Origin of the sequence: Chitinophaga solisilvae (genome assembly GCF_009928525.1) — a bacterium.
Lineage (GTDB): Bacteria > Bacteroidota > Bacteroidia > Chitinophagales > Chitinophagaceae > Chitinophaga > Chitinophaga solisilvae.
This window is the reverse complement of record NZ_JAABOK010000017.1, coordinates 28,230-47,993: the sequence shown is the minus strand read 5'-3', so window position 1 is coordinate 47,993 and position 19,764 is coordinate 28,230. Positions and strand designations below refer to the sequence as shown.

The window sequence follows — 19,764 nt, the reverse complement described above, 5'->3', positions numbered from 1 at the left end:
CAGCAGGTACAGTACTATCGGATAAACCAATATTATTCCGACAATATATAAGAAGATCAAACCTATATTTCTTACTGAAAAAGTCATAACTGATTATTTAATTATTCTACGGGCTTTCGTTCTTTGTTCAATTCATCCAAAATACGGTTTACAACTGCTTTTAAAGCAGCATCATCAATCTGGCCATGGTCATTTACGATACTGGTGACATCCACATTCACCATCCGTGTATTGCTGCCTTCTTCCTTTTTATTCGCGTCTCCATGTGACCTAATTCCGGACGGCTTTGTCTGATAGATATTTATATTTCTATCCACATTAGAAGGTATGGTTCTGTCAAGATTATCAGACTCCGGACCTGCTGCTGCGTCCACTGTAACCAATAGCGCAACCGGAATATTGGCCTTCTTCAGTCTTCTCGCCAGATGGGTAACCAGTACTCCTCCATAACTATATCCCTGCAATATAACTTTTCCCCCCTTAACATCTTTACCATTATCTTTATTATAATTTGACAGGATATAATCATAGGCACTTTGTGTCACGTCATCCAATGTTTCAGGTATCCTATGATTCGAATTCCAAAAGTCTGAATGAAACGATTTGGCCTGCCCCCCTTTCTTGCTAAGATATTGTTCCTGCACTGCCTTGAGAATCAAGGGGGCGCCGCCTTTATCTCTTTGCATCAAAAGGTCAGCGCCACCGAAAGCAACAACCACATCTCCCGGATCTTCTCCCTTCACATCAATAAAGCGAAGCGGGTTATTATAGGCATAGGCATTAGGAGAAACTGATTCATACTTCTCCGCTTTGGGGTCAAGGGCATGCCATCTGCCTATCTGCGCGTCATACATCCTTGCGCCATAATCATACCATTCCAGACCGCTACCATCACTGAACTCTGCATTCTGCAATTCTTTCCCGTTATACTTCATCCTGTTCTCCGGATAATTTTTCCCTTTCAGGGCATTACTGCTGATCCCCGCCATTGTTAAACCGAAGGGATAATAATGCGTTTCTTCCACCACCTTGCCGGTCGCCTGCGTTACGACCACATTATCAAAGAATACATCCTGCGCACTTTCATTACTGGTATAGACATACAGGAATCCGCTCTTCTTCATAATCAGATTATCCGCAGCGAGCGTCTGCAGCTGGTCAGGCTCGCCTTTTACCTGTTTCACACCGCTATTTTCTTCTACCATATTAAACCGGTCGTCGAACAATGCATAGTTCAGATAGGCTTTGGGTTTATCCTGTCTGTTCTCATCCGGATCTTTATCTTTCATCTTCCTGTAATCATTATTATAGAAGCCGGCATTAAAAGGTGTCTGATTATTTACCATGCCGCCGCCGTGATCTGCTGCAGTTTTACTGTTCCCGCCAAATGCCTGTACCAGGTCAGCCACCATATTTTCAACCGGCGCCCCTGCCTGTTTTTTCTCATTCGGTACCTGTGATTTATAGAACGCTCTGGCCCCTATCCGGATGGTATCGCCAGCCATTACCCGCAATACTAATGAAGGCCCGACTTTCTTACCGCCGTCTTTCGCATTCAGCCTGGCTACGGATTCATTTTTACTGCCGCTGCCATCATCAGGATAACCAGCCGGTTTAGGCACACGGGTGGCATCCACATTGCTGAATAATGCATTTTCCTTAGCTGCTGCCGCTGATTCCATTGTAGCGGAATACATGGTAAAATCATTTTGCTCTGTGAGTACCAGGCGAACATTGCCCAGGTGATCTTTCACAAAATAATCATACACAAATTGCGGCGCTACGCCCGTTTTATAAACCAGTCTTATCCTGCCCTCTTCATGACCCAGGTACTGCAGGATATCATTCTGATATACCATATCGCCGACATAGCTGGTGGTAATGGTTTTGGCCGGTGTAACCGTTTTATCCGTCACTGTTTTCTGCAATTTATTACCGGCTGCATCATACTGGTAAGTAATGGTTCCTTTACCGGAAACAATCTGCACTGGCTTATTCTGGTGATTGTAGCTGATGGAGGTGATTGTTTTATTGAGATCCTTTTTGAGATTACCGTTCAGGTCATAATCATAATCATCGCCTGTTTTGTTACCATCTGTGAAATCTCCCAGCTGTGTAGCGGCCGTGCTGCCATCCTGTACTGCCAGGAGCTTGTTACTGTTATCCCTATAACGGTAGGTCAGCTGATCGATGGGTACAATTCCATTACCTGCCATGCCTTTCTGCGACATGCTGATGATATTACCATTTGCATCATAGGCGACCTCCCCTACTGTGAAATCTACTTTATCCCTGGTCCATGTACTGCCGGCAGTATTCTGTTGTGTGAAGTCTCCCTTACTCAATCTGTTTGCCCTGTCATATGCATAGCCATAAGCTCTGGGTAACGGATCATTCCAGCCTTTCCAGCGGATGCCTGCAATATTACCGGTGTATGAATTGGCACTGAAACCATCATCATAATTTATTTCCTGGCCAAAGTGGGCGGTATTGCCACCACTATTTAAATATGCTTTGTTAATACTTTTCAGCCAGCCACGGAGATGATATTCATAGCTTAGCTGTTCTATAGCCTGGCTTCCGGTTTGCATGCCCAACGCTTTGGTATTCAGTCTGCCCAGTTCATCATAATCATTGGCGGCAATGGTTTTCTCTGTGGCGGCATTATCATTTACTTTTTTCTTAACGCTCAGTGCTCTTCCTGCAGCATCGTAGCTGGTCATTGTCAGCACGGTTGTCTGCGGCGTTGCGCCACTGCGTGGATTGGTATGGCGCAGGTAGCTGCTGAGCACTTTGCCGCTGAAGTCGTACAATGTAGTGACGATATCCTTTCCGCCGGCTGCATTATCACTGATTACCTGGACGGGTCTTCCTTTATCATCATAATAGGTGGTGATGGTGAGCCACTGGTCCGTGTCCAGTACGCGGATCTTTGTTCCGGTAACTTTACCCTGCGGCATATTTCCCGGCGCTGTGAGGATTTCTGCATAGGGATTATCTCCCGGCTGCAATTTTGTGAAATCACCTGTGACAGCAGCATGTACACCATTGTAATTATATTTATCGTAGAAGATGTAAGTCAGCGGAATCAGGTCCTGCTGCGATATACCGGGCAACGGATTGCTGACCGGCATATTAATAATACCACTTCCCAGTGAAGGATCAATGTAAGCCAGTACATCTGCTGTACCGGAAGTTTCAAATCCGCTTTCCCATGTCACGCTGTTGGTGGCCACATAAGTATTGCGGTCATGCACCGCTACTACGAGGTCTGCGATTCCGGGCACCGGATAGGAAGTACTGCCGTCTGGTTGTACATTATTCATGGTAGTCTGCAGCGCATCCCTGGCGGCTGCTGATTTATACAAGGCTGTTTCCACAGGTCTGTTCACTGCATCATAAAATGTTACCAGCCATGAACCACCGTTCGTATTTTTCAGATTACCATCACGGGAGAAAACCAATCTGTCTCTGACATCATACACCATTTCAGTTGAATCAACCCCCGGCAGTTTTTTCACAATCAGCCGGTTACGTTCATCGTACCGGTATTGATAACAGAGTTCAGCAGCGATAGAAGTAAAATTCCAGGTAGTCGTGATTTTCTCTACTGCCAGCGGAGGAATAACAAAGCGCAGGTTATCTTTATTATCATACACATAATAGGTACTCAGCCAGCCCATATGTGCCGGTCCGGGAACATCAGCCAATTGCAGTTTCTTTAATACAACGCGGCCGTCTTTATCCTTATATTCTACGGATGCACTGCCTGCTTCATTGGTGGTTACTCTTTTAGTCAGCTGACCGGCATCATATATCGCATCAGTCGTTGCGGTATTGCCGGATACTTTCCATAGCCTGACAGAATCACTGACAGTATTCACAAGATATTGTTCTTTTACCGGACGGTTACCTCCTGACTTAGCCCAGCTGTTTCCTGCTGCATATTTATTCAGTTCCCTGTTGAGCGGTGATGCTTCATAGTCTGTCTGACTATAGAAAATGCTTTCTCCTTTGGCGCCGGGGTTCAATGTATTATTCTGGTAGAATGTCTGCTGCGCGCTGAACGGGTCTGCCTTGAATTTGCCGTCACTGGTGTTGCCGGTCTGTGGTACATAGGGCAGATACTTAAACTGTTCTCTTCCTGATGCATCATAGGTAACAGGAATGACTACGTCTTTACCACTGCCACTGATACCTTTTGAAACGCTTTGCAGTAACCGGCCCAGACCGTCAAGATACACCGTTGTCTGCTTCACTGCCTTCACATCCGTTGAACCGGCTATGACTTTAGCGTCTGCAGATGGCATGTAAGGCTCCCAGGTACGGACATAGTTAACGGTAGGTCCGCTATAGGCCGGAGGTAATGCCACGGCTTGCGCCGCGGGTCTGGTACTTGCTGCAGGAATATTCTGTGCACCGGCGATTCCTGCAGTCAGCGTACCTGCGATGAGCAATAAATATTTATAGCAATAATATTTTTTCATATACTGATGTTCTCACTGGATAAATAAATTCAACCGGGACCAATTATCTGGTATATCCTGTTCCAGGCAGAATACTGTAGTCATAGGTGAAATAATTGACGGGGGTTCCCATGGCATTAAAGAACCATTCGGATACAACACCCGATTTGATTAAAACCTCGTTGCCGCTGAATGTGACGGACCGATCGGTGTTGGTCACCTTCTTATTGGCATCATACGTTTCCTGGTAGTTTACTGTGAGGTTAGTGGCATTTACCTTGTTGCCCTGCAGGTCGCGCAATACAATATAGATATTGGAGGTCCGCTGATAGTGGTCTGTTTCATCAATAAGACTTACCTGTCTTTCTTCCACACTGGCTACTATCACCTGCGGCGCCGGGCAATTATTGGTTATGCCGAGGCTCACCCACCTTACTGTGTTATAGGTAGGGCTTAATGGATTCATATCTTTCTGCTCCTTCTCTTCTTCACCTGTATTCTGGTTATTGGCATCTTTCTTACAACGCTTGTTGCCGGTATCCGTCCATTTTTCGAGCGGGCAGGCTGCGCTGACACCTATATCTACCCATCTCACGGTGTTGTAGGTAGGGCTGGCCGGATTAATGTCTTTTTGTTCCTGCTCTGACCTGCCGGTGTTAAATCCTGCTGTGCTTAACTGGCACCTGGAATTACCTGTAGCCTTCCATACAGGGTCGCTGCTGTCCAGTACCTTGTATCTGTAGTCCATCAGGCGGACGATTTTCCCCTGCGCATCGCGCACTACTTTTAACCTGGCGAATCCGTCATACTCGTAGGTAAGCAGCTGGTTGCTGATATCACATTTGCTGGTGATACCCAGGTAAGGGTCATAGGTATAGGTTGTCATCTGCGCATCGCGCGGGTACAATCTTAATTCGTCTATCAGGCCGCTGCCGCTTACCGTTATTTCGGCGGCACTACTCACCTCGTACTGGTAATATTTCCATCCGTTATTGCCGGCAGCGCCCACGGATACCGGACTGGCGCCATTTACAAGCGGCACGGCATTTTTGGCCCAGCAGGATACGATGTATTGGCGGGTGGTACGGACAGGCGTTTTAATATTACCACTGGCAAGGCTATACGCTTTTTTACCGGTGATGCCATCCGCAACATAGGTGGCGGGAGGTACAATCCATCGGCCATTATCACTGGCATATTCAAAACTGGTATAGGCAATATCGCTGCTGTCAGCGTTAACTACCACTGCTACCGGTAATGTATTATTATAGCCCCATATATAACTTTCCGACTGGCTGCCGTTCTGTATCAGCGTTTTCAGGTTGAAGTTAGGTACGTCGTATATCTGGGATGTACGGAGTTTATACCTGGCGTCCTTCTGTAAACCGTTGCTATAGGTAGTTTTAACGAAACCGGCATCTGCTATGGGCCCTGACGCTTCCAGTACATGTGCTGTACTGTGTACGAATTTACCGGCAGTCTGTTCCGCATAGGTGTTCAGTACCCCTCCGGTTATATAGGTCTGAGTGCCTGACTGGAGGAGGTTTCGTTGTTCTATAGTATAATTGAGCTGATTGGCGGTCAGCATTTTGTTATGTACGTTGGTGGCGTCTGCAGGCGTATAGAAATCGAAAGGATAATATGTTTCAGTTCTCCTGATATCGCCGTTGCTGGTCTGTTCCCGTGTAACGGTGGGCAGCCTGTAGCTGTTATTATAGGTATATTCCCTGACAGTGGTAACGTAGCTGTTGGTCAGCTGATCGTACAACATGCTTGTTTGCTTTGAAGGGAGGAAACTATAATAAGGCAGCGAGTAGGCCACTTTAGTGGTAGCACGGCGGCCATCCTGGTTCTTGCAGATGATGAGGATGGTGCTGTTTACAGCTCTTGCCACTTCAGTAGCCGCATTCCCTACAACGATATATTCATTGAGCGTTTTGGACAACGCCTTGCCGGTGCTGTTATAGGTGGTCTGCTCCAGGAGCTGCCCCCGCCTGAAGTCCTGGGTGGTGAAAGGAACATAGGGTACATTCTGGCGGTTATAGGAGTTGTAGGCCGGAATGTCCTTATAGTCACCGTTATCGTGGTTGGAAAATTTATAAATTGTGTACCCGCCATTCTTTTCTTTTTCCACCACTTCAGAATAACCTACTGCGAGTCCGGAGCTGTTTAAGGTTAACGGAATGATGGTGTTGGGTGTGTAAATGGTGGAGGTAAAGTCCATATTCTGCTCATCTTTACCGCTTATAGAAAACAGGTACTGCGGTTTTACATCCAGGATACCGCTTCCGGGAAGGCTGCCGGGAAAGGCGCCCGCCGTATAGCCGCTGACGTAGTAATATTCCTTTTCGGTAGTATTGCCCGCATTGTCAGTATTTACGATCCTGGAGATACGCAGGCCGCCGCCATCGCCGGCCGTTGCGGTGAGAGAGGTTCTGTCATTGGAAAGGATCTTCGCATACCTGTTCATTTCATAGAAGAAGCTGGTTTTCCCGCCTGTAGGATAATTGATCGTTTCCAGTATCCTTGCTTTTACATAATCAATGCTGGGTGTTTTCGCAGTCAGATAATTCACGTTACTGACGCCGGCCGGCATCTGTCCTCCATTATGAAATCCCCAGTGGTCGCCCATACCTTCAAGATACCTGGGCAGTTCAGTGCTGTTATAATCAAAGCTGTAATCTTTTGTCTGCCCGCCCAGGTTTTCCCGGAAGGAAACACTGTTCAGTTCCAGTCGTTTCAGCGGGTTATTATTATAGTTGAAAAGAACGGACTGGTAAGTGTTATTACTGTTTTTTTCTGTGATGTTGATGCTGTCCAGCTTCAGCCATACAAAATTCTTGTACTTGGAGTTTTCCAGCTGGTGCGTCTGATAGTATGGTATCCCTGCCGTAGCCTGCAGCATTTCCAGGTAATAATCCGTATCCGGAGCACTGTTATAAAACTTTCTGCAGATATTGGTGTACACCACTGTCGGATAGGTATATTCGTCGCTTTTGGACATATTAAAATCTATCCGGAAATTTTTGTTTTCTATTTTACGCAGATATACCGGGGAGATAATTCTTCCGTTAGGAAAAGAACTGTAGGAAAAGGACTCGCAGGTAACATCCAGAAAACCGCCACCAACGCCGTTGATACTTGTATTAATATTATTCATATACAAGCTGCTGATGAAGGGACCGCGGTCGTAGGTAAAATAGATCACATCTTCGCCATTGGCGCTGATAATTTTGCTCAGGTACCAGGTAGAAGCCATATGGGCCACTCCGTTCCGGTAATTCTTCTTGTCGGGCGCAATTTCATCATTATATTCAATAGCGCCGGCGCCTCCGAAGATATACTGGTTCCCGTATTCGTCAGTAATGGTAAACTGTTTGAATGCCTTGGAGATGGCATTTGTTTCTACAACGTAAACAGGCTGTGTTACTACATAGGGATCAATCAGTTCATTGTTGAAGGTTATTTTAAGGGGTCGGTTTCCCTGTATCTGCCATTTGCCTTTTTCATCCAGGAAGAACTTCCCGGAAAAACCCATGAAATTGAATACAAACTCATCTGGTTCTTCATCCAGGGTTCTGGAGATCGGAAATGCCTTCATCACCTCATCTGATGACCAGTCAATGGTATTCAGGGTGCCTTTGTTGTAGTAATATCCGGTAGCATCCTGGATCTTATCCAGCGCCTGCTCATCGAATACTCCCTTTACAATCCGGTTGATGGCGCCGCCGGCAATGATGCTCCACCCCATCCCCACCCAGCCCGGATGGGTTTCTATTCTGTTCCCCCCGGCATGATAGCTCAATGATAACGGTAGTGATAATTTCGTTCCTTTCACATCGAAGATAGGAATGGATATTCCGGGAACCCCGGAAAAAAATGAGACCGGTACTTCGCCATAGGCACCCAGCGATGCAGCAGTGGGACTGGGGATAGACTGTCCCAGGGGTTTAACCTGCGCAAAACATAGCTGGACGCAGTACAGCAACATACATAGTATGCCGGTTTTCAGGGCATAGGTTCTTTTCATATTCTGATGATAATTATGTGCACGGTTATCCAGACACCAGGTAGGCTTTGATAACATCCGCCTGTGCCTGTGTTATAAATTGGTATAAGAGTGTTTACGGGCAGAATATATCTATCTGGTGGTGGGTATAGATATAGAGATATGCTGATAAACAGGCTTAACTGGTAACTGAGAAAATGTTGTTAACAACCAGACCAAATTATGTAATTACATGGGATAATTAAAAAGATCCTGCAGCTTGATATCATTAGCAACAGCGGCCTGCCGTCTGGAGTGGCTGACCATTTTTCTCCGGTGATAACTTCCCGTTCGCATACTTTACATGTACCTGCAGACAGGGGTGTATACCTGTAGGAAAATAACGTTCATATATTAATCCACTTGATAAGACTCCTAAAATCCATATCTTGTTATTCTGATGAGTACAAACCAACCATGGAATATAGAGGATCTGTTTAGTGCGCCGGGTACAATTCAGGCTGCAGATGCCTATAAGCACTACTATAAGCAGCTATACAATTACGGCAGAAAACTGACGGATAATACCAGTCTGATTGAAGACGCCATTCATGATGTTTTCATTTCCGTATGGCAGGCCAACGTACGCAACCCGGAACTGGCAGCGGGTAAGAGCTACCTTTTCAGCAGCTTTCGCAGAAGGCTGTTCCGTTACCACCAGGATGCAGTGAAACGAATACAACGGGAGCAACAGGTACAGGCAACACAGACTCCAGAATTCGGAGCCGACCATTTTATTATTCGCGAAGAACAGGATCACCGGATGAAAGCTGCTGTCCTGACAGCTTTACAGCAACTCACTCCCCGTCAGCGGGAAGCCGTATTTCTCCGGTTCTACGAAAATATGCAGTATGATGAAATCGCTGCAGTATTGGATATCTCTGTAAAGGCTACCTATAAACTTATGGCCCGCGCACTTGACGAACTGAAACAGCTGGTCAGCATCCCGCTTTATATGCTTCTCCCTCTCCTCCGGCTATTGTTTACCCGGTAATTAAAAATTCCTGAAAAAAACTTTAACGTCCGTGGGGTAATACTTCCTCCGGCAGACTTATTTATACAGTTAAACGGCAGAAACAGCATGCAGCAAGGTGATAAACCGCACAAACATTACAGTATAGCAGATCTTGCGGGAGATCCTTCCTTCCAGGAATGGGCGACCCGGCAAACAACCACTGCGGACAGCTACTGGGATCAGTGGATACAGGAACATCCGGACAATGCCGCTAATGCAAATACTGCCCGGCAGATATTGCATCAGGTACGCTTTCGCCTACACGAACCTGATGAATCTGAGTTATCAGCTTCCTATGAGCGGTTTACAGCTGCTATGGCAACAGCTCAACCAGCAGCCGGCCGCCTCCGCAGCCTGTTTCGTTTCCGTAATGCCGCCATCCTTTCAGGGTTGATTGCCGGCGCAGGACTGATTGCCTTTTTTGCCCTGCGCACTACAGAACAACGGATCAGCACCGCCTTTGGTGAAGTAAAAAGCATTACACTCCCCGACCGTTCCGTAGTCTGGCTCCGGGCCAACTCTGAACTGCGGTTCCGTTCTGCCTGGGCCAAGGGCATGCAACGGGAAGTATGGATCACCGGCGAGGGCTTCTTTGACATACATCCGGATAAAAACCTGCCAGCAGCAGGATTTATAGTTCATACCCCTGCTACGGATATTACCGTGCTCGGTACCGCATTCGATGTGAAACACCGGCACAACCAGACTACCGTATTCCTGAAAACAGGAAAGATACGGGTGGACTTTCCGCACAGGAAAACGCCTGGTATGATACTGCTGCCCGGCGATCTGATTACCTATCATGCACAGCAGCAGCGGGTTTCAGCCAGCAAGGCAGACAGCACCTATAGCAGCTGGATACAGGGCAAACTCCTGCTGGAAAATGCCCCGTTATCTGATATCATCCAGATACTCGAAGAGAATTATGGTGAGAAAATTATTGTCAGTGATCATCAGTTATTACAAAAAAGAATAGAGGGAACCATTTACCTGGAAAGCAGGGAAGATATACTCTTTATCATTTCCCATGTGCTGGATATCCAGATCAGCCACAGGAACGATACTTTGTATTTCAATAACAAAAAATAAAACGATAGCAATCAGGCAGATGGACATCCACCATTCCACAGACTGCCTGTCATCATGAATTAGCAATTAGCAGAAAGCTAACCAAAATCAAGTTCAACTATGAGGAAAGTACTATTCTTCCCTTTGGGAATGGTATGGCTCTTTGTGACCGTAACTGCCGGCAACCAGCAGGTACAGGCACAGCAGCGCATACCCTCAGTCAAAAATCAGCCACAGCGCATGACGGTAGATGCTGCATTGAAAAAACTGGAGAAAAAAAACGGGGTCACTTTCGTGTATGACAAAACCCTGGTAAAGGAGCTTTATACCTCTTTTGATCCGGAGAATGCAGGGAATAGCAATGTGGAGGAACAGCTCAAATCTATTCTTTATCCCAACGGGCTGTTATTTCTCTACATCAAAAAAGATTACTATGCCATCGTCACCGGCAAGGACAAAAACAACAACCTGCTATCCGGGGACACCCACTCTCCTTCCGCCGCCCCAGTGGTTGTAACCCAGTTCGGCAGTATATCCGGGAGGGTTACAGATGAAAAAGGAGCGCCGCTGGAACGTATCAGCATCCAGATTACCGGTACCAACAGGGGCGCCTATACGAATGAAAACGGGGAGTTCACCGTTGCCGGAGCTATGAACCGGAAACTGCTGATTTCCGGTATCGGTTACAGCGCGCAGGAAATCACACCGGCAACATCCGCCCCGCTGAAAATCACCCTGGCCAGCTCTTCCCGGGCACTCTCTGAAGTAGTGGTCGTAGGTTACGGCGAACAGAAGAAAGCCAATATGGTAGGAGCTGTGAACAGCGTGAGCGGCAAGGAACTTGCAGAAGCGCCAGTAGCCAGAGCTTCAGACGCCCTGGCCGGAAGAGTGCCCGGCATATTTGTTACCAAAACGAATGGGGCACCCGGCGCCGGTTCCAATATATACATCCGTGGCATCAGTACCACCAACGATTCCAAGCCGCTTATTGTTATTGACGGCATACCGGATCGTAACCTGGACAACCTCTCCCCTGCGGATATTGCCACCGTCAGCGTATTGAAGGATGCATCCGCCATTGCGGTATATGGCGCCAGAGCTGCCAACGGCGTATTACTGGTCACTACCCGGAAAGGCAATACCGGTAAGGCTTCCATTAACTTCACGGCTAACACTACCATTCAGCAGCAGACCAGGCAGCTGAAACCACTCGGCTCCTATGACTACGCACAACTTTATAATGTGGCGCTGAAAAATGAAAACAGCTTCAACCCGGCTGCGGGCAAAGGTTACAGTGATGAGGTACTGGAGAAATTCAGGACGGGCAGCGATCCCGATCGTTACCCTAATACTGACTGGTATAAAGCGGTGCTCTCTCCCACTTCCCTGCAGCAGCGCTATGACCTGTCTGTCAGCGGTGGCAATGATAAAACGCAGTACTACGTTTCTGCAGGCTATAATGATGAAGGTGGATTCTATCCGGCCACGCATTACAAACGCTACAACCTGCGTTCCAACCTTCAGTCGGAAGTAGCCAGGGGACTTATTTTCAACCTGCAGCTGGCGGGTTTCATGACAGAGAGCATCAATCCCAGGATCGGCAACTCCGGTATTATGAAAATTACCACGTCCAGTCAGCCGTTTTATGTAAATCAGTTCAGCAACGGGCAGTATGGTTTTGTACCCGCTGCCAGGGGTAACGTTTACCGGCAGTCGAGGGGTGAAGATGGCTACAACCGTAGCAATGGTACAGCTTTCAACGGAAACATCTCCCTGCAGTATGCTATACCCTATGTAAAAGGCCTGTCCGTAAAAGGGTTATTTGCCTACGACCGGGACCAGACGCTGGATAAAGTTTTCTCCAAACCCAATGCCCTGTATACTATGGATAAGGCAGGGAATATGAAGAAAGCCAATAACTATCCGGCCGCAGCCGACCTGATGGAAACCTTTAAACAGACCAGCAGCGCCACCAGCGAAGTTTCTGTCAACTATGACCGTACCTTCCGGGATCATCATATCGGTGGTATGTTGCTCTATACGCAAACGATGGATGCAGGCAATGATTTCAGCGCCAGTGGTTATAATTTTGTATCTCCTGCACTGGAAGTACTCAACGCTGCCGACCCGACCAATATCGGTATAACCGGAACGGGCAAACGAAAAAACCGGCAGGGAGTAGTCGGTCGCCTTATCTACGATTTTTCACAGAAGTACCTCCTGGAAATGAACTTCCGCTACGATGGTTCTGATATCTTCCCTCCCGGCAGCCGCTTTGGTTTCTTCCCTTCCATAGGTGCTGGGTGGGTCATCTCCAAAGAATCATTCTTCCGGGATGTAAAGCTGATAGACTTCCTGAAGCTGAGAGGATCCTGGGGGCTGCTGGGTAACGACCGGGTAGATCCATACCAGTTCCTGTCTACCTATAATATCATAGGCATCGACGAGAACCTTGTCAATCACGGATATTCCTTTGGCGGCACCAGCCCCGTTTACTATCCCGGCCTGGAACTGAATGTATTGCCCAACCCTGCATTCACCTGGGAAAAGGCCGTGATGAGTAATATCGGTTTTGATATGCAGCTATGGGATAACCGCATCAGCGTTTCTGCGGATTACTTCTACAAACGGACAAAAGATATACTCGCCCCGCGGGCAGATGCCATACCGGATGTTATCGGCGTAAAGCTCCCGGTAGAAAACGCGGCTATCGTTGACAACAAGGGATTTGAAATAAGTATAGGCTATGAAAACAGGCACCATGACTTCAGTTATTATGTAAGACCGAACCTCACCTATGCCCGCAACAAGGTGGTATATTATCCCGAAGCCGGCGCTATTCCTGAATGGCAGCGACTTACAGGCAAATCAGTAGGTCTGAAAACGGTACCGAAATTTGTTTCCCAGGGGTTATACCAGTCGCAGGAAGAAATAGATAAAGGTCCCAAACCACTGTATGCCAATGTATCGCCGGGAGATATCCGTTATGCAGATATTGACGGCGATGGTAAAATCACCTTTAACGATAAAACACTCACTGACCGCGGCAACTATCCTGAAATTCAGTATGGTATATCGCTGGGGGGCCGCTATAAGGGGCTGGAGCTGAACATGCTCTGGCAAGGTTCAGGTAATATACAGGCATATGTATACGGCGCCTATGCCTTCCCCTTCGGATACGACGGGCATGTACAGGAATTGCACAAGGATTACTGGACACCGGAAAACCGCAATGCCAGCTTCCCACGGCTGTTTATCTCCTATCCCAACAACACACAGGAATCTGACTACTGGCTGCATAACGCATCATATATCCGTCTGAAAAATCTGGAACTGGCCTATAACCTGCCTGCACAATGGCTGCGTCATGCGGGTATCCGTAATGTCAGAATATATGTCAGCGGCAACAACCTGCTGACCTTCAGCCGGCTGAAACAGATAGATCCGGAAGCCGGGGCTTACCTGACTATCATGTATCCGATGTTGCGCAGCTATAACGGCGGTATCAATATACAGCTCTAATTATTCAACCGACTAATCACCCGCATCATGAAAAAATATATCATACTGCTGCTCTTCATCACCGGCATATCGGCCTGCCAGAAAGGGTTTCTGGATAATGGCCCCCTGGATAAACTGACTGATGATATTATCTGGAAAGACAGCAGCCTGGTGAATCTGTACCTCGCCAACATTTACGCTGGTATCACCAGTGAATATGACAGGGCCGGAGGTTACCTGATGATGAGCCTCACCGATGAGGCAGAATCCAACAGGCCAAACCAGCAATCTCACCTGGTGAATTTCGCACTCCATAATTCAGGAACCGGCATCTTCTCTGATGAATGGACTTCCGGTTATGTCAGTATCCGCAAATGCAACCAGCTGCTGGAACAATTACAGACCGCGCCGTTCAGCGCTGCACTGACGCAACGCATGAAGGGGGAAGCCTATTTTCTCCGCGCCTTATTCTATATGGAAATATATGCGCGCTTCGGCCGCTTCCCGGTTATCCTCAAAACACTGGCCCTGACCGATGAACTGGCCGTACCCCGTGGTACCGACCAGGAATGTGTGAAGGCAATGACCGACGACCTGGATGCAGCTGCCCGCCTGTTACCAGCGAGATATGCAGACGCAACGCAGACAGGACGCGCCACACAGGGCGCCTGCTATGCCCTGAAATGCCGGCTGCTGCTCAATACCAGAAACTATACCGCCGCAGCCGAAGCAGCAAAAAAGGTAATAGACCTCAAACAGTATGAACTGTTTCCCGACTTCAGCAGCCTGTTCCAGCCCGGCAACGATAACAACGTGGAAGTCATTTTCGACAAACAGTTCGGCAGCCTGCAGAGTCAGCAACGCCACTATATGAACGACTATGAATATCCCCGCAACTTCACCGGCTTTGCCAGCGGTATCGACGATCCCACACAGAATATCGTAGACGCTTTTATGATGAAAGACGGTAAACCCTGGAATACCTCGCCGCTCTATAATCCGGAACATCCCTATGATAACAGGGACCCGCGCTTTTACAGCAGCATCCTGTATGACGGTATCTTCTTCCGGGGAGAAACACTGGACCTGATGAGAGGCAGCGCCGCCAATCCCTCTGAAAGAGGTACGCCAACAGGATATTACCTGAAGAAATTCCTCGATACCACCTACGACCTGAGCGGCGTTACCATACCTAACTTCAACAACTGCATCATCATGCGGCTGGCAGAAGTATATCTGAACTACGCCGAGTGTCAGCTGCAGCTGGGTAATCCGGAAGAAGCACGCACTTATGTAAACATGATAAGAAGCCGGGCAGGGATGCCACCGGTACCAGCAGGGGAAATGACATGGGAGAAATACGTGGCTGAAAGAACCGTGGAGCTGGCCTTCGAAGGTCAACGCTGGTTTGACATCTGCCGCTGGAAAAAAGGACCGGAAATACTCGGACAACCCATCTACGGAATAGTTGTCAGCGAAGAAAACGGGAAAAGAAAATACACCCGTACCAAAGTAGAAGACCGTACCTTCATCAGCCCGATGATGTACCTCTTCCCGATACCGCTGACAATTCTCAACAAATACCCGGCAGGCAAGGAGCTGGGACAAAATCCTGAATGGAAATAATCAATATCACCGTTAAAAAATATCATCATCATGAGACTTATGAAACACGCCTGCCTCTCGCTGTTACTGGCGGGATTATACACAGGCAGCCATGCACAGCAGCAGGAGGTAGTCATCAAAGGTACCGTCATCGGCGACACCAGGGGATATAACCGTATGGACCTGTACTCCAGGTATCCGGACAGATACGATTCCCTGAAGATAGTGCATAACACCTTTACCATCACCTATTCTTTTGAAGCACCCTATCGCCAGCTGTTTGCTTCCCAATACGATATGGAAGTAAAAGACGGATATGCTCCGCAGGGAATACTGATCGATAAACCAGGTACATACAACATCATAGCGCGCATCGATAGCAACGGTACACACTACTCCGCCACCAACGGCGATGCACAGCAGGTATTTGCCGCCTTCGCCGCAGACCAGGACAAAGCCTCGGATGCAGCAGAAAAAACCATCATGCAGAAATACGGAGCAGATGTATTTGCTAAGCGTGAGCCTAATCCGGCAGCAGAAGCTGATTTGACATCGCTGACCAACGCAGCTACCTCCAGACTGGTAAAACAGTACGTAGGTAAAAATCCTGGATCCTATGCTGCCGCTATCATCCTTCAGCGCAACAGCGGAGCAGTTGACAGCAAAACACTGGAATCCCTTTATCAGCGGCTTACACCAGCCATCAAATCACTGCGTGAAGCCAAAGATGTAGCCACAGAAATTTCAGCACGTAAACTGAGTACCGTAGGCTCCACACCGGCAGACTTCACCCTGAAAAACGGCGATGAACAACCCGTTAAGCTCTCCGCCTTCAGAGGTAAATACCTGCTGATAGATTTCTGGGCCAGCTGGTGCGGCCCATGCAGAGCCGCCTTCCCGCACATGCGCGAACTGTATGCAAAGTATAAAGACAAAAACTTCGAAATACTCAGCATCTCCACAGACCGGGATAAAGCAGCCTGGCTGAAAGCTATGAAAGAAGAAAACAACCCGTGGCCACAGGCACACGACGGGCAGGGCACTGTATCCAAAAAACAATTCAACGTACAGCTCCTCCCCACCCTCTACCTGATAAGCCCGGAAGGAAAAATCATCGCCCAGAAACCCGATGAAGCCGCGATTGATAAGAAGCTCGCAGCGATCTTTGGGATTTAATTATTTGATTATTTGAGATTTTGTGGCTAATAGTGAAGCCCCCTGAAGATAGATTGACGGATTTGGGAATTTTGAAATTTTGGAATTTTAAATGCAGCGGATGATTACGAAGATCTTTGCTCCATTTAATAAATTTCAAAATCCGTCAATCTATCTTCAGGGGGCTTCACTATTAGCTGCAAAATCTCAAATAACCAAATAATTAAATGGTTAAAAGGTGGCGGCAGCGGGTTGTTTGGCCTTTACGTCGATGATGGTCCGGTTGATGAAGGGAGCCATTATAATGAGCAGCATTAATCCCAGAATGACGATGCAAACTATTTCGTAGTAATCCATGGCATATTTCAGGAAGGCCTGCTTTTGTATGGCTTTGTCCAGCAGGCCGGTGGCGAGCTTTGCTGCCTGGTCCGGCGGCATTCCCCTGGCTTGCAGTGAATGCTGGTATAATTGTATTCTATCCTGTAAGCCATTGTCAGCCCGCGAAATCCGGTCGCTCATGCGCATGGAGTGAATCTTCGAAAAATACAGGGAGAAGTAATTTATCAGGGCGGTACTCAGCCCGAAGAACGTATACCGGATAAATACGCCTACTGCGGATGCCGACTGGCTGATAGCCTCCGGTACCGATGAAATGATAAACAGTACCACCGGCGTCAGCAACATACCGGCGCCCATGCCCTGGAGCATCAACGGAATCGCAAAGGTGCGCATGTCCGCTTCAGAAGTAAAGAGGAAATACATACTCCCGTGAAACAGCAGCAGCAATAAAAAACCGGCGAGCCAGATGAACTGAATAGGACGTTTCTTCACAACAAGTCTCCCTGAAATAACTGCTCCTGCAATAATCCCCAGGATGTTATACAACAGGAGTTCATACAGGTTAATAGGGTCCATCCCGAGTACCACAGAGAAAAAGTTGATGGTCAGATTAAAGGAACCGCGGATCAGATAGAGCATGCCCAGCAGGAACAAGCCAAAGATGAATGCCCTGGACTGAAATACTTCCTGGTGAATAAACGGGCGCTTGACCACCAGCTGCCGGATCACAAATACAGTTCCCAGCAATATGATGGCAATGATACTCCCTACAATGGTGTTGTCCTGCAGCCAGTAGTATTGCTGTCCGTATATCAGTACGTAACCAATCAGAATCAGCATGGGACTGTAGAGGAAGAAGCTGGCCCAATCCAGCTGGTACAGCGGTGTTTTGCGTACCAGGTGCACCTTGTTCATTAACAGTAATAATAAAATGGCGCCAGGTACAAACGTGTAAATCACCATTTTATATAACACGTTGTACTCGAAGTTATCGACCAGCGGAGCAGTCACCAGGGAGGTGAGTGAGGCTGAGCATAGAATCATGGCATAGAAGATAGCATAGCCCGTTTCCCGCGCGTGTTCTGACTTCAGGCGGCCAAACAGCAGGGTAAGGCAAATGCTGGTGACGCCGCAATTGACGATCCCCTGCAAAAAGCGGCAGACAAACAACACCGGCAGTTCCCTGGTATGGTAGCAGGCATATGTGATGAGCACTTGAAGCACCAGGCACAGGAGAAAATATTCCTTTGTGGATACACGGCTGAAGAATCTTCTTTCCAGTGGTGTAAAGCTGGCCAGGGATGCATAATACAGCAGCATTGAAAACTGGATATCCGCGGGCTCTACGCCATAAAATCCCGTAGCGGCGTTTACGTTAGCCGTAGATAACGCAAACAGCATTACTGTGGGGAACAGCACCAGGAAGATCGTCAGCCTGATGAGCCATTCCGGCGCCCATGCTCTGAATATAGGATTTTCTTTTCCCATAATCATTTATGTGCTTTAGCTACTGAAACATTGGCACTCATACCGGCGGAGAGCATTTTCAAAGATGACGGCGTACCGTTTAGCCGTATACGTACCGGAATACGCTGGGCTATCTTCACAAAGTTACCGGTGGCGTTGTCCGGAGGCAGCAGCGAGAATCTTGAACCCGTAGCCCCTGAGAGGGATTCTATTTTTCCGGTGAAGGTGACTCCGGGAAAAGCATCGATGGTGATCTGCGTAGTTTCCCCTATAAACATATGTCTGATCTGCGTTTCCTTGAAATTAGCCACCACCCATTTCCCGGACTGCCAGTCTACGATAAAGGCCAGTGTTTGTCCGGCCAGTACCAGCTGCCCTGGCTGTACGGTCCGGCGGCCCATCTTGCCGTCATATGGCGCTGTGATGATGGTATAGGAAACGGTGAGGTCATTTTTCCTGACAGCGGCTTCTCTTCCTTTGATGGTAGCTTCCAGCGCACCCTGCTGCACCTGTGCATCCTTTATCTTCGCCAGCGCTACATCATAGGCTTCTATGGCTGCATTGTAATCGGAACGCGCCACGGCGAGCGCCGCTTCCATTCTTTCCAATTGCTGTTTGGTGGCGGATTCCACATCGTACAGACTTTTATACCGCTGATACTCCTGTTCCTGATGCACCAGTTTTGCTTTGGCGGCAGCTATCTGCGACTGGTATACTTTAGCTGTCTGCGCGGACGTACGGATACCGCTTTCCAGTACGCTTACCTGTGCCCTGGCATTCTGCAGGGAGGCTTCCGATTCAAGCTGTTGCGCAGCATACTCACTGTTATCTATGATAATGAGCGTATCACCTTTCTTTACTTCCTGGTTTTCTTCATACCTGATCTCCTGTATATACCCGGTTACTTTCGCTACAATGGGGTTGATATATTCATCTACCTGCGCATCATTGGTTTCCTCAAACTTCCATTGATGCAGCAATGTTCTCACGCCCCATACGGCAAGGCATATCACCACGATGGAGGCAACGATAGTGGTAACTCTTGAAATAATCCTGTCTGTTCTGTTAGTGGTAGTGTTGGTGTTTGTCTTGCTCATATA

The 19,764-nt window shown here is 47.9% G+C and carries 9 protein-coding genes; 5 read left to right on the top strand and 4 right to left on the bottom strand.

What is annotated here, in order from left to right; all coding sequences use genetic code 11:
• Positions 1 to 101: 101 nt before the first annotated feature.
• Together GWG06_RS30475 and GWG06_RS25865 are read right to left on the bottom strand one after the other, a co-directional pair.
• A complete protein-coding gene (locus GWG06_RS30475) occupies positions 102 to 4,487 on the bottom strand; it encodes a DUF6443 domain-containing protein (RefSeq protein ID WP_202183117.1) in 4,386 nt (1,461 codons plus the stop codon).
• A 43-nt stretch (positions 4,488 to 4,530) separates the two neighbouring features.
• Positions 4,531 to 8,496, bottom strand: a complete 3,966-nt coding sequence (locus GWG06_RS25865; RefSeq protein WP_160717145.1) for a hypothetical protein — start codon at positions 8,494 to 8,496, stop codon at positions 4,531 to 4,533.
• Between the two features lie 418 nt (positions 8,497 to 8,914).
• Here GWG06_RS25865 and GWG06_RS25860 point away from each other — a divergent pair, with 418 nt between their 5' ends.
• From GWG06_RS25860 to GWG06_RS25840, 5 genes are all read left to right on the top strand, one after another.
• Complete coding sequence (locus GWG06_RS25860; protein WP_160717143.1) at positions 8,915 to 9,508, top strand: RNA polymerase sigma factor; 594 nt, start codon at positions 8,915 to 8,917, stop codon at positions 9,506 to 9,508.
• A gap of 87 nt (positions 9,509 to 9,595) precedes the next feature.
• Complete coding sequence (locus GWG06_RS25855; protein WP_160717141.1) at positions 9,596 to 10,618, top strand: FecR family protein; 1,023 nt, start codon at positions 9,596 to 9,598, stop codon at positions 10,616 to 10,618.
• 99 nt (positions 10,619 to 10,717) lie between these two features.
• Positions 10,718 to 14,119: a SusC/RagA family TonB-linked outer membrane protein gene (locus tag GWG06_RS25850; protein ID WP_160717139.1), complete on the top strand. Its 3,402-nt coding sequence runs from the start codon at positions 10,718 to 10,720 to the stop codon at positions 14,117 to 14,119.
• Positions 14,120 to 14,146: 27 nt separating this feature from the next.
• Positions 14,147 to 15,724 carry a RagB/SusD family nutrient uptake outer membrane protein gene (locus GWG06_RS25845; protein WP_160717137.1) on the top strand — a complete coding sequence of 526 codons (1,578 nt, stop codon included), beginning with the start codon at positions 14,147 to 14,149 and terminating at the stop codon, positions 15,722 to 15,724.
• A 30-nt stretch (positions 15,725 to 15,754) separates the two neighbouring features.
• Positions 15,755 to 16,879, top strand: coding sequence for a TlpA family protein disulfide reductase (locus GWG06_RS25840; RefSeq protein WP_160717135.1), 1,125 nt, complete (start codon positions 15,755 to 15,757; stop codon positions 16,877 to 16,879).
• Positions 16,880 to 17,089: 210 nt separating this feature from the next.
• Here GWG06_RS25840 and GWG06_RS25835 read toward each other — a convergent pair whose 3' ends face one another.
• Together GWG06_RS25835 and GWG06_RS25830 are read right to left on the bottom strand one after the other, a co-directional pair.
• Positions 17,090 to 18,685, bottom strand: a complete 1,596-nt coding sequence (locus tag GWG06_RS25835) for an MFS transporter (protein ID WP_127035914.1) — start codon at positions 18,683 to 18,685, stop codon at positions 17,090 to 17,092.
• 2 nt (positions 18,686 to 18,687) lie between these two features.
• Positions 18,688 to 19,761 (bottom strand): HlyD family secretion protein, encoded by a 1,074-nt coding sequence (locus GWG06_RS25830; RefSeq protein WP_127035912.1) that lies wholly within the window; start codon positions 19,759 to 19,761, stop codon positions 18,688 to 18,690.
• Between the last annotated feature and the right edge of the window lie 3 nt (positions 19,762 to 19,764).